The organism is Pseudomonas sp. YNh, from assembly GCF_037993085.1.
Lineage (GTDB): Bacteria > Pseudomonadota > Gammaproteobacteria > Pseudomonadales > Pseudomonadaceae > Aquipseudomonas > Aquipseudomonas putida.
Map to the genome: position 1 here is coordinate 406,204 of NZ_JBBMRJ010000002.1, position 14,089 is coordinate 420,292.

13 protein-coding genes are annotated in these 14,089 nt (G+C 64.0%); 8 read left to right on the top strand and 5 right to left on the bottom strand.

Going from position 1 to position 14,089, the window contains the following annotated elements:
- The first annotated feature begins 74 nt into the window (after positions 1 to 74).
- The gene (locus WF331_RS03825) at positions 75 to 1,067 is read left to right on the top strand and encodes a hydrolase (RefSeq protein ID WP_063423289.1); all 993 of its coding nucleotides are present in this window, start codon (positions 75 to 77) and stop codon (positions 1,065 to 1,067) included.
- A gap of 156 nt (positions 1,068 to 1,223) precedes the next feature.
- Here WF331_RS03825 and WF331_RS03830 read toward each other — a convergent pair whose 3' ends face one another.
- Both WF331_RS03830 and WF331_RS03835 read right to left on the bottom strand, forming a co-directional pair.
- Positions 1,224 to 2,078: a sulfurtransferase gene (locus WF331_RS03830; RefSeq protein WP_340622661.1), complete on the bottom strand. Its 855-nt coding sequence runs from the start codon at positions 2,076 to 2,078 to the stop codon at positions 1,224 to 1,226.
- 35 nt (positions 2,079 to 2,113) lie between these two features.
- Entirely contained in the window at positions 2,114 to 2,779 is a 666-nt protein-coding gene (locus WF331_RS03835; RefSeq protein WP_016502079.1) for a TetR/AcrR family transcriptional regulator, read from the bottom strand.
- 151 nt (positions 2,780 to 2,930) lie between these two features.
- On the opposite strand from WF331_RS03835, the gene WF331_RS03840 reads away from it, so the two are divergent.
- From WF331_RS03840 to WF331_RS03860, 5 genes are all read left to right on the top strand, one after another.
- The gene (locus WF331_RS03840; protein WP_016502080.1) at positions 2,931 to 4,361 is read left to right on the top strand and encodes a coniferyl aldehyde dehydrogenase; all 1,431 of its coding nucleotides are present in this window, start codon (positions 2,931 to 2,933) and stop codon (positions 4,359 to 4,361) included.
- Between the two features lie 10 nt (positions 4,362 to 4,371).
- Positions 4,372 to 4,857, top strand: coding sequence for a hypothetical protein (locus WF331_RS03845; RefSeq protein WP_016502081.1), 486 nt, complete (start codon positions 4,372 to 4,374; stop codon positions 4,855 to 4,857).
- A gap of 20 nt (positions 4,858 to 4,877) precedes the next feature.
- Complete coding sequence (locus tag WF331_RS03850) at positions 4,878 to 6,476, top strand: GMC family oxidoreductase (protein WP_016502082.1); 1,599 nt, start codon at positions 4,878 to 4,880, stop codon at positions 6,474 to 6,476.
- A 111-nt stretch (positions 6,477 to 6,587) separates the two neighbouring features.
- A complete protein-coding gene (coaD, locus tag WF331_RS03855) occupies positions 6,588 to 7,067 on the top strand; it encodes a pantetheine-phosphate adenylyltransferase (protein ID WP_016502083.1) in 480 nt (159 codons plus the stop codon).
- 108 nt (positions 7,068 to 7,175) lie between these two features.
- Complete coding sequence (locus WF331_RS03860) at positions 7,176 to 7,427, top strand: YfhL family 4Fe-4S dicluster ferredoxin (protein WP_016502084.1); 252 nt, start codon at positions 7,176 to 7,178, stop codon at positions 7,425 to 7,427.
- A 116-nt stretch (positions 7,428 to 7,543) separates the two neighbouring features.
- Here WF331_RS03860 and mutM read toward each other — a convergent pair whose 3' ends face one another.
- Positions 7,544 to 8,356, bottom strand: coding sequence for a bifunctional DNA-formamidopyrimidine glycosylase/DNA-(apurinic or apyrimidinic site) lyase (gene mutM, locus WF331_RS03865; RefSeq protein WP_016502085.1), 813 nt, complete (start codon positions 8,354 to 8,356; stop codon positions 7,544 to 7,546).
- Between the two features lie 3 nt (positions 8,357 to 8,359).
- Positions 8,360 to 9,178 (bottom strand): HDOD domain-containing protein, encoded by an 819-nt coding sequence (locus WF331_RS03870; protein ID WP_169725196.1) that lies wholly within the window; start codon positions 9,176 to 9,178, stop codon positions 8,360 to 8,362.
- A gap of 232 nt (positions 9,179 to 9,410) precedes the next feature.
- Here WF331_RS03870 and WF331_RS03875 point away from each other — a divergent pair, with 232 nt between their 5' ends.
- Both WF331_RS03875 and ilvD read left to right on the top strand, forming a co-directional pair.
- A complete protein-coding gene (locus WF331_RS03875; protein WP_016502087.1) occupies positions 9,411 to 10,607 on the top strand; it encodes a class I SAM-dependent rRNA methyltransferase in 1,197 nt (398 codons plus the stop codon).
- Between the two features lie 271 nt (positions 10,608 to 10,878).
- Positions 10,879 to 12,720, top strand: a complete 1,842-nt coding sequence (gene ilvD / locus WF331_RS03880) for a dihydroxy-acid dehydratase (RefSeq protein ID WP_016502088.1) — start codon at positions 10,879 to 10,881, stop codon at positions 12,718 to 12,720.
- 174 nt (positions 12,721 to 12,894) lie between these two features.
- Here the strand turns inward: ilvD and WF331_RS03885 are convergent, their stop codons facing one another.
- Complete coding sequence (locus tag WF331_RS03885) at positions 12,895 to 13,950, bottom strand: haloacid dehalogenase-like hydrolase (RefSeq protein ID WP_174371074.1); 1,056 nt, start codon at positions 13,948 to 13,950, stop codon at positions 12,895 to 12,897.
- Positions 13,951 to 14,089 lie beyond the last annotated feature (139 nt).

Genomic DNA, 14,089 nt, shown 5'->3' on the forward strand with positions numbered 1-14,089 from the left:
CCACCGACCAATAGCGCAGGTACTGTGGCGCTTTTTCATGGCAATCTAGGCAAGCACATCATGAGTTGCCCAGCATGCCCAGCCCAAGCGCCACCTTCCGTCCGGCCATCGGCCTGTCCAATCCCCACCTGCAGACGCTGTGGGGCCCCTTGTGGCGCAAGCTGCCTGAGCTGCAGCGCAACCGCGAGCGCCTGTGGCTGGCCGACGGCGATTTCATCGATCTCGACTGGCACGGCCCACATCAGGCACAGGCGCCACTGGTGCTCGTGCTACATGGGCTGACGGGCTCGTCCCATTCACCCTACGTCAAAGGCTTGCAGCAAGCGCTGCAAAACCGCGGCTGGGCCAGCGTGGCGGTGAACTGGCGTGGTTGCTCAGGCGAACCCAACCTGCTGCCGCGCAGCTACCATTCCGGCGCCAGCGAAGACCTGGCCGAAATTGTCAGCCACCTGCGTGCCCAGCGCCCGTTGGCGCCGCTGTATGCGGTGGGTTACTCACTGGGTGGCAATGTGCTGTTGAAATACCTGGGCGAGAGCGGCGTTGCCAGCCAGCTGGAGGCGGCAGTTGCCGTGTCGGTGCCCTTTCGCCTGGACCACTGTGCCGACCGTATCGGCCAGGGCTTTTCCAAGGTGTACCAGGCGCATTTCATGCGCGAGATGCTGGCGTATGTTCAGCTCAAGCAGCGGCACTTCCACGAGCAGGGCGAGCATGAACGGCTGGCGGCGCTGGAGCGCCTGGGGCAGCTGAGCAACCTGCGCACGTTCTGGGACTTCGACGGCAAAGTCACGGCACCCCTCAATGGCTTTCGCGATGTGCACGACTACTATCGCCGCTCATCGAGCCACTTCTTCCTCGGCCAGAACCGCACGCCGACGCTGATCATCCATTCCAGCGATGACCCGTTCGTGGCCGGCCAGAGCCTGCCTACGGCCCGTGAACTGGCACCCCAGACCCGCTTCGAACTGCACCGCCGCGGTGGCCATGTGGGGTTTGTCGATGGCAGCCTGCGCAACCCGGGGTACTACCTGGAGCGGCGGATTCCGCAGTGGCTGGTCGAAGGCCAGTAAGAGCCGCAGTTTTCATCGCCGGCAAGCCAGCTCCCACAGGGATCGCGCAAGCTTTGGAATGTGAGCAAGGCAATAGCTCCCACAGGTAGGGCACAGCCCTGATGGGCAGTGATGTACCTGTGGGAGCTGGCTTGCCGGCGATGAGGCCGGACCTGCTTACTCGCCGGTAGCTACGGCATGCTGCGGGTTGTTGATCCACTCGCTCCACGACCCGGCGTACAGCTTGCCCAGCGGGTACCCCGCCAGTGCCATCGCAAACAGGTTATGGCAAGCCGTCACCCCAGACCCGCAGTAAGACACCAACTGCTCCGGTGCCCGCCCGGCCAGCTTTTCGGCAAAGCGCTGCTTGAGTTGATCCACAGGCAAGAAGCGCCCATCAGCCCCCAGGTTGTCGGTAAACGCCGCGCACTGGGCCCCGGGAATATGCCCCGCCACCGGGTCGATCGGCTCTACTTCACCGCGAAAACGCGGCAAGGCACGCGCATCGATCAAGGTCAGGTCAGTGCTGGCCAGGCGCTTGCCCAAATGCTCGGCATCGATCAGCAGCTTGGCATCCGGCTCACCACTGAAGGTGCCTTCGCGTTTGGACGGTGAGTCCAGGCTCAACGGCAGGTGCGCCGCATGCCAAGCCTTCAGGCCACCATCGAGGATCGCCACGCCGTTGCGCTTGCCAAGCCAGGCCAGCAGCCACCAGGCTCGGGCGGCAAAGGCGCCAGGGCCGTCGTCGTACAGCACCACCTCGCTGTCGTTGTCCAGGCCCCACTCGCGCAGGCGCTCCACCAGCCGGTGCGCATCGGGCAGTGGATGGCGCCCGGTGCGCCCCTTGCTCACCGGCCCGCTGAGGTCGCGGTCCAGGTCGGCAAAATGCGCCCCGGCAATATGCCCCTGGGCATAGCTGCGTTGGCCATAGTCCACATCCTCGAGGGCAAAGCGACAGTCGAGGATCACCAACTTGGGCGAGCCCAGACGCTCGGCCAACTGCTGCGGGGTGATCAATTGCGCAAGGGGCATGACAATCTCCTGATCGATGGCACTAGGGCCCTGGGTCAATGTTCCAGAGCCTGGTTGAACGGTACATGGAATTCCTGGCACAGGGCGTCCACAGCACTGCGCGCACGGTCGGTGACGTAGCCGAGTTCCAGCACCAGTACCTGGTAGACGCCCCGCTTGAAGGCTTCTTCACCCAGGTGCGCGGAATGTTCACGCGTAGTGCTGAGGAAACGGACCCAGGACGTCAGCACGATCCAGGCATTGATGGTCAGCGATTCGATCTGCGCCGGCGCCATGGTCAGGATGCCCGCCTCGACAAAGCCGCGGTAGATCGCCTGGCCCTGGCGCAGGCAGCGCTCGGAAAAACGCCGGTAACGGGCGGCCAGCTCCGCGTCGCTGTCCAGCAGGTGCTCCAGGTCACGGTGCAGGAAGCGGTAGTTCCACATCGCCGCCAGCAAGGCCTTGAGGTAGAAGCGCTTGTCCTCCACGGTTGCCTGGCGGCCTTGCGGCGGGCGCAGGAAGCTGTCTACCAGTTCTTCATACTGGCTGAACAACAGGGCAATGATCGCCTGCTTGTTGGGGAAGTGGTAATACAGGTTGCCGGGCGAGATTTCCATGTGCGCGGCAATGTGGTTGGTACTGACGCTGCGTTCGCCCTGCTGGTTGAACAGCTCCAGGCTGTTCTGCACGATGCGCTCTCGGGTCTTCATGCGCGGGGCCATGCTCAGCTCCCAGTCTGCGGGCTTTCATCAAAGGGTCATCTTACGGCGTATTACAGGTGGAATGCACCGTTCGGCGGCGCGGAAAAATTCGCACCATCGTCCCGATTAGAGTATAGGCTCTAGACATTTCCTGCCCGGATCAAACGCCGCCATGAACGCGCCCAGTGCCTTGACCCCTGTGCAATCCGACCTCGACCTTGCTGCGATGTTCGCTGCCCAGCGCCAGGCCTTCGCCGGCAACCCCCTGCCGCCCGCGGCCCAGCGACTGCAATGGCTGAGAACCCTGCGCGAAGCCTTGCTGGCCAACCAGGCTGGGCTGATCGAGGCCATCAGCGAGGATTTTTCCGGGCGCAGCGCCGACGAGACCCTGCTGGCCGAGCTGCTGCCCTCGGTACAGGGCCTGCGCCACGCCGAAAGGCACCTGCATCGCTGGATGCGCGCCAGCCGGCGACGGGTCGGTCTGGCCTTCCAGCCGGCCAGCGCGCAGGTGCGTTATCAGCCGCTGGGGGTGGTGGGCATCATCGTGCCGTGGAACTACCCGCTGTTTCTCGCCATCGGCCCGCTGACCTGCGCCCTGGCCGCCGGCAACCGGGTCATGCTCAAGCTCAGCGAAGCCACGCCCGCCAGCGCCCAGGCCTTGAAACAACTCTTGGAGCAGGTGTTTCCCTCCGATCTGGTCAGCGTGGTGCTGGGTGAGGTAGCGGTGGGCCAGGCCTTCGCCCGCTTGCCCTTCGACCACCTGCTGTTCACCGGTGCCACCAGCGTGGGCCGACAGGTCATGCTGGCGGCGGCGCAGAACCTGACCCCGGTTACCCTGGAGCTGGGCGGCAAGTCACCGGCCATCGTGTCGGCCGACGTGCCACTGGACAGCGCTGCCGAGCGCATCGCCTTCGGCAAGACCCTCAACGCCGGGCAAACCTGCGTCGCCCCCGACTATGTGCTGGTGCCGCGCGAACGGCTGGCGGCCTTCAGCGACGCCTACCAGCGCGCCGTGCGCCGCCTGTACCCGCGCATTGCCGACAACCCCGACTACACCGCCATCATTAATCCCCGCCAGCTGCAGCGCTTGCAGCACCTGCTGGACGATGCCCACAGCAAAGGTGCGCAGGTGCTTGACCTGTACCCAGGCGAAACCCGCCAGGGCCGGCGCCTGCCACCGCACCTGCTGCTGGACGTGAACGACAGCATGCAGGTGATGCAGGACGAAATCTTCGGCCCGCTGCTACCGCTGGTGCCCTACGACAGCCTCGACCAGGCGCTGGCCTACATCAACCAGCGCCCGCGCCCGCTGGCGCTGTACTACTTCGGTTATGACCGGGCCGGCCAGGAGCATGTGCTGCGCCACACCCACTCCGGCGGGGTATGCCTGAACGACACCCTGCTGCATGTGGCCCAGGACGACCTGCCCTTCGGCGGCATCGGCCCTTCGGGCATGGGCCACTACCATGGCCACGACGGTTTTCTGACCTTCAGCAAGGCCAAGGCCGTACTTGCCAAGCAACGTTTCAACGCCGCACGGCTGATCTACCCGCCTTATGGCAAAGCCTTGCAGCGCTTGGTCTACAAGCTGTTCATCCGCTGAGCGCCGGCCTGTGCACCGCCGCGACCTGCTGCGTTTCAGCCTTGGCGCCAGCGCCTTTCTGGCGGGCGCCAGCCTGGTTGGCTGCAGCGCACAAACAGCGGCGACGGGCTATCAGGTACTGCGCGACGACGACCTGCCGCTGCTGCGGGCGCTGATCCCGGTGGTACTCGCCGGTACGCAGGCCTCCGAGCACTTGGTGCTGCACAGCCTCGACCGCAAGCTGGCAGCGCTGTCGCCGGAAATGCTCAAGCTCACCCGGCAATTGTTCGACGTGCTCAGCCTGCCACTCACCCGCGGCCCCCTGACCGGTGTATGGGGCGCCTGGGCACAGGCCAGCCCTGCGCAAGTCACGGCCTTCCTGCAGCGTTGGCAGGACAGTTCGCTGAACCTGCTGCGCATGGGCCACGCCTCGTTGCTGCAGTTGCTGCAGATGGCCTGGTACGAACGCCCCGAGTCCTGGGCCGCCTGCGGCTACCCCGGGCCACCAACAATCTGAAAACAACAAGAGCATCGCCAATGCCTGTCCCCGACCCGTTTCGCCAAGGCCTCGAACGCGGCTGGATCACCCATGACGCTTCGCGTCTGGCGCAGGACCTTGCCCTGGAGGCCGACGTTGCCGTGATCGGCAGCGGCGCCGGCGGTGCCACCAGCGCGCAGATGCTCAGCGCCGCAGGCTTCAAGGTGCTGCTGATCGAAGAAGGCCCGCTCAAGACCAGCAACGATTTCCACCTGCTGGAGAGCGAAGCCTACGCCAGCCTGTATCAGGAAGGCTTGGGGCGCATGAGCAAGGATGGCGCCATCACCATCCTGCAGGGCCGCGCCGTGGGCGGCACTACGCTGGTGAACTGGACCTCGAGCTTTCGCACCCCTCCCCAGACCCTGGTCCACTGGGCTTCAGCCCACGGCGTGACTGGGCTGGGTGAAGATGAGCTGCGGCCCTGGTTCGAACGCATGGAGCAGGAACTGGGCATTACCCCCTGGGCCCTGCCGCCGAATGCCAACAACGACGTGCTACGCCGGGGCTGTGAGCAGCTGGGCTACCGCTGGGCGGTGATCCCGCGCAACGTGCGTGGCTGCTGGAACCTGGGCTACTGCGGCATGGGCTGCCCGGTGAATGCCAAACAATCGATGCTGGTGACGCGCATTCCCGCCACCCTCGAACAAGGCGGCGAACTGCTGTACCTGGCCCGGGCCGAGCGCTTCACGCACAACGGCGAGCGCATCCAGGGCCTGACCTGCCAGGCCCTGGATGCCCAAGGCGTACATCCCACCGGCAGGCAGGTCAGCGTACGCGCACGCCATTACCTCTTGGCTGGCGGCGGCATCAACAGCCCGGCCCTGCTGTTGCGCTCCGCCGCGCCCGACCCACATGGCCGCCTGGGCAAACGCACGTTCCTGCACTTGGTGAACTTCAGCGCAGCGCGTTTCACAGACCGTATCGACCCCTACTACGGCGCCCCGCAGTCCATCTACAGCGACCACTTCCAGTGGCAAGGCGGCACAGATGGCCCAGTCGGCTACAAACTGGAAGTGCCACCGCTGCACCCTGCGCTGGCCAGCACCCTGCTGGGTGGGCACGGCCACGAAAATGCACGGCGCATGGCCGAGCTGCCGCACACCCATGTGATGCTCGCGCTGCTGCGCGACGGTTTCCACCCCGAGAGCCAGGGTGGCGCCGTGGAGCTGCGTGGCGACGGTTCACCGGTGCTCGATTACACGGTCACCGACTACCTGCGCGACGGCTTGCGTCGCGCCTACCGCAGCATGGCGCAGATCCAGTTCGCGGCCGGGGCCATGCAGGTGACCCCCGTGCACAGCGACGCCAGCGCTGCTTCCAGCCTGGAACAGGCGCTGGGCATGATCGACGCCTTGCGCCTGGAGCCCTTCAGGGCGCGCCTGGGCAGCGCTCATGTGATGGGTGGCTGTGCGTTGGGCGAAGACCCGCGTCAGGCCGTGTGCGACAGCCTGGGCCGCCATCACCAGCTGGAAAACCTGTCGGTGCACGACGGCTCGCTGTTCCCCACCAGCATCGGCGCCAACCCGCAACTGTCGGTGTATGCCATCAGCGCCAAGCTCACCGAAGCCCTGATTGGCCGCCTGGCACACAGCGCATGACAACGAATACGGCGCCTGTCTATAGTGCCATCAGCTGGCCGCATGACTTGGCCGGGCGCAATCGCTGCGCTACCATCCGACTCCCCAACGCACTCCAGCCAGGATGACGCGATGAACCGAGTGTTGTACCCGGGTACTTTCGACCCCATTACCAAAGGCCATGGAGACCTGGTCGAGCGCGCCTCGCGCTTGTTCGACCACGTGATCATCGCGGTGGCGGCCAGCCCGAAGAAAAACCCCCTGTTCCCCCTGGAGCAGCGGGTGGCGCTAGCCCGTGAGGTCACCAAGCACCTGCCGAATGTCGAAGTCATCGGCTTCTCCTCCCTGTTGGCGCATTTCGCCAAGGAACAGGGCGCCAACGTCTTCCTGCGTGGCCTGCGTGCGGTGTCCGACTTCGAGTACGAGTTCCAGCTGGCGAACATGAACCGGCAACTGGCCCCCGATGTCGAGAGCCTGTTCCTGACGCCTTCGGAACGTTATTCGTTCATTTCCTCGACTTTGGTCCGGGAAATCGCCGCTCTGGGCGGTGATATCAGCAAATTCGTCCATCCGGTGGTGGCCGACGCGCTGACTGAACGCTTCAAGAAATAAGCCCGATCGCCTGATTATCGCGCCCGCGTGCACTGCGGGCGCGAATGCGGCACAATTGTGCCCACTGCGTTGAACATGCCCGGGCCATGAGCCCCGGCCGGAGTCCCCATGTCCCTGATCATCACCGACGATTGCATCAACTGCGACGTCTGCGAACCCGAGTGCCCGAACGAGGCCATCTCCCAAGGCGAAGAGATCTACGTGATCGACCCTAACCTGTGCACCCAGTGCGTGGGCCACTACGACGAGCCGCAGTGCCAACAGGTCTGCCCGGTCGACTGCATCCCGCTGGATGAGGCACACCCGGAGTCCGAAGAACAGCTGATGGCCAAGTACCGCCGCATTACCGGCAAGGACTGATCACTGGTCACTGTGGGAGCGGGCATGCCCGCGAACACCGGCGCAGCCGGTGCCATCCATTGCGTCGCCTGCTTCGCGGGCTTGCCCGCTCCCACAGTGATCGCGCCAGCTTCAGGTCAGCGCTGGCAGCGCGGGCAATACACGCTCGCCCTTTGCCCCAGCTTCACCTCGCGTAACTCCGTGCCACACGCCTTGCACGGCTGCCCGCCTCGCCCGTAGACGAACAATTCCTGCTGGAAGTACCCCGGCTGCCCATCGCCACCGATGAAGTCGCGCAGGGTGGTACCACCGCGCTCGATCGCCGCCGCCAGCACCCGCTTGATCTCGATTGCCAGCTTCAGGTAGCGCGCCCGTGAAATCCCGCCCGCCTCGCGCCGTGGGTCGATGCCTGCGGCAAACAGCGCTTCGGTGGCGTAGATGTTGCCCACCCCCACCACCACCGCGTTGTCCATGATGAACGGCTTGACCGCCATCGACCGCCCACGGGACAGCTGGAACAGCCGCTCACCGTCAAACAGGTCCGTCAGCGGCTCAGGCCCGAGGCGCAGCAGCAGCTCGTGGTTCAGCGGGTCCAGGCTCCACAACATGGCACCAAAGCGGCGCGGGTCGGTGTAGCGCAGCATCAGCCCCGACTCCAGCTCGATGTCGACATGTTCATGCCTGGCCGCAGGCAAACCCAGCTCGACCAGCCGCAAGTTGCCCGACATGCCCAGGTGGCTGATCAGCGTACCGACCTCGGCATTGATCAACAGGTACTTGGCGCGCCGCTCGACACTGACAATGCGCTGCCCCGACAGGCGCACATCCAGGTCCTCCGGGATCGGCCAGCGCAAGCGCCGGTCGCGCACCACCACGCGGCTGACGCGCTGGCCTTCGAGGTGGGGCGCAATACCGCGCCGGGTGGTTTCTACTTCTGGCAATTCCGGCATGTGTCAGTGCCCGCTCAGCTCGCGAATGTTCTGCTTGAGGTTTTCGAAATCGTATTCCGACAAGCCTATGTAATCGAGCACCAGCGGGCCGACCACGTTCCATTCGTGGTCCACCGCCTGGTTGCCCAGCACCCGGTAGGACGCGCAGATGTGCTCGGCCATCTTCAGCACCGCCAGCAGGTTTTTCAGCTGGCTCTGGGTATTGCGCGCGCTCTCGTCACGGAACACGGCCAGGGCGTTGTGGTGGTTGGCGATGGCTGCCGTGAGGTGCTCGGGCAGGCGCCAGGACTTGGCGGTGAAATAGCCGACCACCGAATGGTTGGTGTTGAACACGCGGTTTTCGGTGTCGACCACGCGCGTTTCTTCGTCGGCCTGGGCATAGGCCTGCACCAGCACATCCATGTAGTCCGGGAAGCGCTTGAGCATCAGCGGCACCCCACAGTCATGGAACAGGCCCAGGGTGTAAGCCTCGTCTGCGGCCTGGACACCGGTGCGTTTGGCCAGGGTCAGGCAGGTCATCGCCACATCCTGGGCGGTATCCCAGAAGCGGTTGAGGGTAACGATGGTCTCGTCGCTCATCTCGCCCTTGATCGACTGGGCGTTGATCAGGTTGATGATCGAACGGCTGCCCAGCAAATTTACTGCGCGCTGGATCGAGCCGATCTTGTTGGACAGGCCGAAGTGCGGGGAGTTGACCAGCTTGAGCAAGGCGCCCGAGAGGCCCGGGTCCTGGGAAATCAGCTTGGCGATGGTTTCCAGGTCCGGGTCAGGCATGTACTGCTCGAACTGCAGGTCGACCATGATCTGCGGTTGCGGCGGAATGGTGATGCCTTGCAAGGCTTGCTGGATCTGTTCGGCGCTGAGTTCTTGGGACATACGTGCACACTCGTTTAGGACCGGCGATTTTAACCCTCTCTGCGCTCGCCGTGACAGGTGCAGCGCCTGGGAAATCGAGCGCCGCCCACGCGGCGCTCGATCTCCCAGGCGCTGCACCTCTAAAGGCGAAAGCACCGCAGACACGTTATACTCCCGCTCTTTTTTCCGGAGCGACGTCATGTCCCTGCCCAGCCTTCGCCTCAAAGCCAATGCCGACCGCCGCCTGCGCGCCGGCCACCTGTGGGTCTACAGCAACGAAGTCGACGTCACCGCGACCCCGCTGCAAGGCTTCCAGGCCGGCCAGCAGGCCGTTCTCGAGGCAGCCAACGGCAAGCCGCTGGGCATCGTCGCACTCAGCCCGAACAACCTGATCTGCGCCCGCCTGCTGTCGCGCGACATCAAGCTGCCGCTGGACAAGTCGCTGCTGGTACACCGCCTGAACGTCGCCCTGTCGCTGCGCGAGCGCCTGTTCGACAAGCCGTGCTATCGCCTGGTCTACGGCGATTCCGACCTGCTGCCGGGCCTGGTGGTCGACCGCTTCTTCGACATCCTCGTGGTGCAGCTGGCCTCGGCCACCATGGAAGCGCACAAGGACGATGTGATCGCTGCCCTGGTGCAGGTGCTCAAGCCTGGCGGCATCCTGTTCAAGAACGACTCCGCCGCGCGTGACGCCGAAGGCCTGCAGCGCTATGTCGAGACCGTCTACGGCGAAGTGCCCGACTGGGTGGCGCTGGAAGAGAACGGCGTCAAGTTCGAAGCCCCGGTGCGTGAAGGCCAGAAGACCGGCTGGTTCTACGACCACCGCATGAACCGCGCGCGCCTGGCGCCGTACGTGAAAGGCAAGCGTGTACTCGACCTGTTCAGCTACATCGGTGGCTGGGGCGTGCAGGCCGGCGCGTTCGGCGCCAGCGAAGTATTCTGCGTCGATGCCTCGGGCTTTGCCCTGGATGGCGTGGAGCGTAACGCTGCCCTGAACGGCATCAGCGAGAAGCTGACCTGCATCGAAGGCGACGTGTTCGAAGCCCTGCGCGAGCTCAAGGCTGCAGAAGAACGCTTCGACGTGATCATTGCCGACCCACCCGCCTTCATCAAGCGCAAGAAAGACCTGAAAAACGGCGAAGCGGCCTACCGCCGCCTGAACGAACAGGCCATGCGCATGCTGAACAAGGATGGCATCCTGGTCAGCGCCTCGTGCTCGATGCACCTGCCCGAGGACGATCTGAACAACATCCTGCTGACCAGCGCCCGCCACCTGGACCGCAACATGCAGCTGCTCGAGCGCGGCGGCCAGGGCCCGGACCACCCGGTACACCCGGCCATCGCCGAGACCCGCTACATCAAGAGCATCACCTGCCGCTTGCTGCCAAACAGCTGAAATCTGCTGCAAAGGGCCGCCTGGCGGCCCTTTCCTGCTGCAATCTCCCCGCCAACCATCCACATCTGCATTCCCTCACCGCGCCAGCGGTGTAGAATCGGCCTATTCATCGCCAGTCATCCCCGGCGGGTTTATGAGCTCTGGCCAAGCACGCGGCGATCCCGTGGTGTCTTCGGCCCCATCCGTGCCAGTGGCAACAGGCCTGCGGCACAAAGGACAAGAGAAGCTCACTCCCCTTTATGTGACCTGATTAAGCCGCCAGGAGTGTTTCATGCCTGATTATCGTTCCAAGACTTCCACCCATGGCCGCAACATGGCCGGCGCCCGTGCCCTGTGGCGCGCAACCGGGATGAAGGACGAAGATTTCAAGAAACCGATCATCGCCATCGCCAACTCGTTCACCCAGTTCGTCCCGGGCCATGTGCACCTGAAGGACCTGGGCCAGCTGGTTGCCCGCGAGATCGAGCGCGCCGGTGGCGTGGCCAAGGAATTCAACACCATCGCGGTCGATGACGGCATCGCCATGGGCCACGACGGCATGCTGTACTCGCTGCCAAGCCGCGAGATCATCGCCGACGCCGTGGAATACATGGTCAACGCCCACTGCGCCGACGCCATCGTGTGCATCTCCAACTGCGACAAGATCACCCCCGGCATGCTGATGGCCGCCCTGCGCCTGAACATCCCGGTGATCTTCGTTTCCGGCGGCCCGATGGAAGCCGGCAAGACCAAGCTGGCCAGCCACGGCCTGGACCTGGTCGACGCCATGGTCATCGCCGCCGATTCCACGGCTTCCGACGAAAAAGTCGCCGAATACGAGCGCAGCGCCTGCCCGACCTGCGGTTCGTGCTCCGGCATGTTCACCGCCAACTCGATGAACTGCCTGACCGAGGCCCTGGGCCTGGCCCTGCCGGGCAACGGCTCGACCCTGGCCACCCACGCCGACCGCGAGCAGCTGTTCCTCACCGCCGGCCGCACCATCGTCGAGCTGTGCAAGCGCTACTACGGCGACAACGATCAGTCGGTACTGCCGCGCAACATTGCCAACTTCAAGGCGTTCGAAAACGCCATGATGCTCGACATCGCCATGGGCGGCTCGACCAACACCATCCTGCACCTGCTGGCCGCAGCCCAGGAAGGCGAAGTCGCGTTCGACCTGCGTGACATCGACCGCCTGTCGCGCAAAGTGCCGCAGCTGTGCAAAGTGGCGCCGAACATCCAGAAGTACCACATGGAAGACGTGCACCGCGCCGGCGGCATCTTCAGCATCCTCGGTTCGCTGGCCCGTGGCGGCCTGCTGCACACCGACCTGCCGACCGTGCACAGCGCCAGCATGGAAGAAGCCATCGCCAAATGGGACATCACCCAGACCGATGACGAAGCCGTGCACACCTTCTTCAAAGCCGGCCCTGCCGGTATCCCGACCCAGACTGCGTTCAGCCAGTCGACCCGTTGGGAAACCCTCGACGACGACCGCGAAAACGGCTGCATCCGCAGCTTCGAGCACGCCTACTCGCAAGAAGGCGGCCTGGCCGTGCTGTACGGCAACATCGCCCTCGACGGTTGCGTGGTGAAAACCGCCGGTGTTGACGAATCGATCCACGTGTTCGAAGGCAATGCCAAGATCTTCGAGAGCCAGGACAGCGCCGTGCGCGGCATCCTCGCCGACGAAGTGAAGGCCGGCGACATCGTGATCATCCGCTACGAAGGCCCGAAAGGCGGCCCGGGCATGCAGGAAATGCTGTACCCGACCTCGTACCTGAAGTCCAAAGGCCTGGGCAAGGCTTGCGCCCTGCTCACCGACGGCCGCTTCTCGGGCGGTACCTCGGGCCTGTCGATCGGCCACGCCTCGCCGGAAGCGGCTGCCGGCGGCGCCATCGGCCTGGTGCGCGACGGCGACAAGGTATTGATCGACATCCCTAACCGTTCGATCAACCTGCTGGTCAGCGACGAAGAGCTGGCCGAGCGCCGCATCGAGCAGGACAAGAAGGGCTGGAAACCCGCTGAAGTACGCCCACGCAAAGTGACCACCGCGCTGAAGGCCTACGCCCTGCTGGCGACCAGTGCCGACAAAGGTGCGGTGCGCAACAAGGCGATGCTCGAAGGGCTCTGAGGCTTTTCTAGCGTGAAAGAAGAACCGGCGCCCTGGGTGCCGGTTTTTTTATGCCTGTTCCGGCCTCTTCGCGGGCACGCCCGCTCCCACAGGTACTCCACAGATTTTAGATTCTGTGGAGTACCTGTGGGAGCGGGCGTGCCCGCGAAGAGGCCGGAGCAGACAACGCAACAACTACTGGATTTGCTCCGGCGTCACGATCACCCAGTTCTTGTCCGCCGTCACCGGCAACCCTTCCTTGGCCTGCGCCGCCGCATTCCTGGTAATCATGCCGTTGAGCTGGTCCATGTACTTGGCCTTGCGGTTTATCCACAGGTGGATGCCACCTTTGCCCACATCCACCCCGTGGAACTGCATGTAGCCATCGCTGGTCGGCGTGTCGCCGCCCACCAGCACCGGTTTCTTCCATTCATCGATGTAGGTCAGGATGGCCGCCTGCTTGCCCGCCATCCAGGTAGCGGGGGTCCACAGGTACGGGGTCAGCTCCAGCCCTTCGTTGGCCTTGGCATCATAGTGGCCAGCACTGATCTGCTTGCGTGCCGTGGTCAGTTGCCCATTGCTGCGGTCCTTTAGCAGCAGGCTCACGCCGATCACGTTCTGCGGTTTCACGTTGTAGCCGTACCTGGGGTCCGAGGCGACCATGCGCACCAGCTCTTCGGAGGCCGCCGAAATCACGTACACCTCGATGCCATTCTCCATCAACTTGTTGTAGAGCTCGGCCTGGCCCTTGAAGACCTTGGGCGGCTGTACCTCGATGGCCTTGACCTGGTCGCCTTCGTAATAAGTACTGGGGATCGGCTTGGTAGAAGCCATCAGCTCGTCCACCTGCACCTTCAACTCCTTCAGGGTAAAACCCGAGAACACCTGGGCCACCCACGGGTAGCAGACCATGTCGTCGACTTCGCACAACCGGTAGTAGTAGCTGAAAAGGCTTTCCTTGTGCTCGGCAGTGTCCTTGAACGGCATCAGCTTCAGCGACGGGTCAAGCTTGTCGCGGCTCAGCAGGCCCTTGTTTTCCATGAACGGCAGCAGGGCTTCTTCCAGGTCATGGCGGTAGCTGGTGTTGTCCATGTCGAACACCGCGTAGTTACCCTTGTTGGCATTGGCAGCGATCATGCTGTCGAGCTGCCTGGCCGCCTCGGCGGGCCAATGCTTGAGCTCGGTGGCGAAGGTTTCGATACTGAACAGCAGGGACAGGCCGATGGCGGCGGCTTTCACAGCGACTTTCATGTACGAATCTCCTGAAATGACCCAGAAACGCTAGTGCAACAATCCCCACTGCCAACCTTCGATAACGACCTCCATGCAGCCGCAAACGCCGCGTTCATTGCAATCCGCGACACTTCGTTATTCCATAAACGACTATGCA

Bases quoted from the DNA above. Each gene is read 5' to 3' on its own strand.
- WF331_RS03825 (WP_063423289.1), top strand. From the start codon at position 75: ATGCCCAGCCCAAGCGCCACCTTCCGTCCGGCCATCGGCCTGTCCAAT.
- WF331_RS03830 (WP_340622661.1), bottom strand. From the start codon at position 2,078: ATGCCCCTTGCGCAATTGATCACCCCGCAGCAGTTGGCCGAGCGTCTG.
- WF331_RS03835 (WP_016502079.1), bottom strand. From the start codon at position 2,779: ATGGCCCCGCGCATGAAGACCCGAGAGCGCATCGTGCAGAACAGCCTG.
- WF331_RS03840 (WP_016502080.1), top strand. From the start codon at position 2,931: ATGAACGCGCCCAGTGCCTTGACCCCTGTGCAATCCGACCTCGACCTT.
- WF331_RS03850 (WP_016502082.1), top strand. From the start codon at position 4,878: ATGCCTGTCCCCGACCCGTTTCGCCAAGGCCTCGAACGCGGCTGGATC.
- coaD (WP_016502083.1), top strand. From the start codon at position 6,588: ATGAACCGAGTGTTGTACCCGGGTACTTTCGACCCCATTACCAAAGGC.
- WF331_RS03860 (WP_016502084.1), top strand. From the start codon at position 7,176: ATGTCCCTGATCATCACCGACGATTGCATCAACTGCGACGTCTGCGAA.
- mutM (WP_016502085.1), bottom strand. From the start codon at position 8,356: ATGCCGGAATTGCCAGAAGTAGAAACCACCCGGCGCGGTATTGCGCCC.
- WF331_RS03875 (WP_016502087.1), top strand. From the start codon at position 9,411: ATGTCCCTGCCCAGCCTTCGCCTCAAAGCCAATGCCGACCGCCGCCTG.
- ilvD (WP_016502088.1), top strand. From the start codon at position 10,879: ATGCCTGATTATCGTTCCAAGACTTCCACCCATGGCCGCAACATGGCC.
- WF331_RS03885 (WP_174371074.1), bottom strand. From the start codon at position 13,950: ATGAAAGTCGCTGTGAAAGCCGCCGCCATCGGCCTGTCCCTGCTGTTC.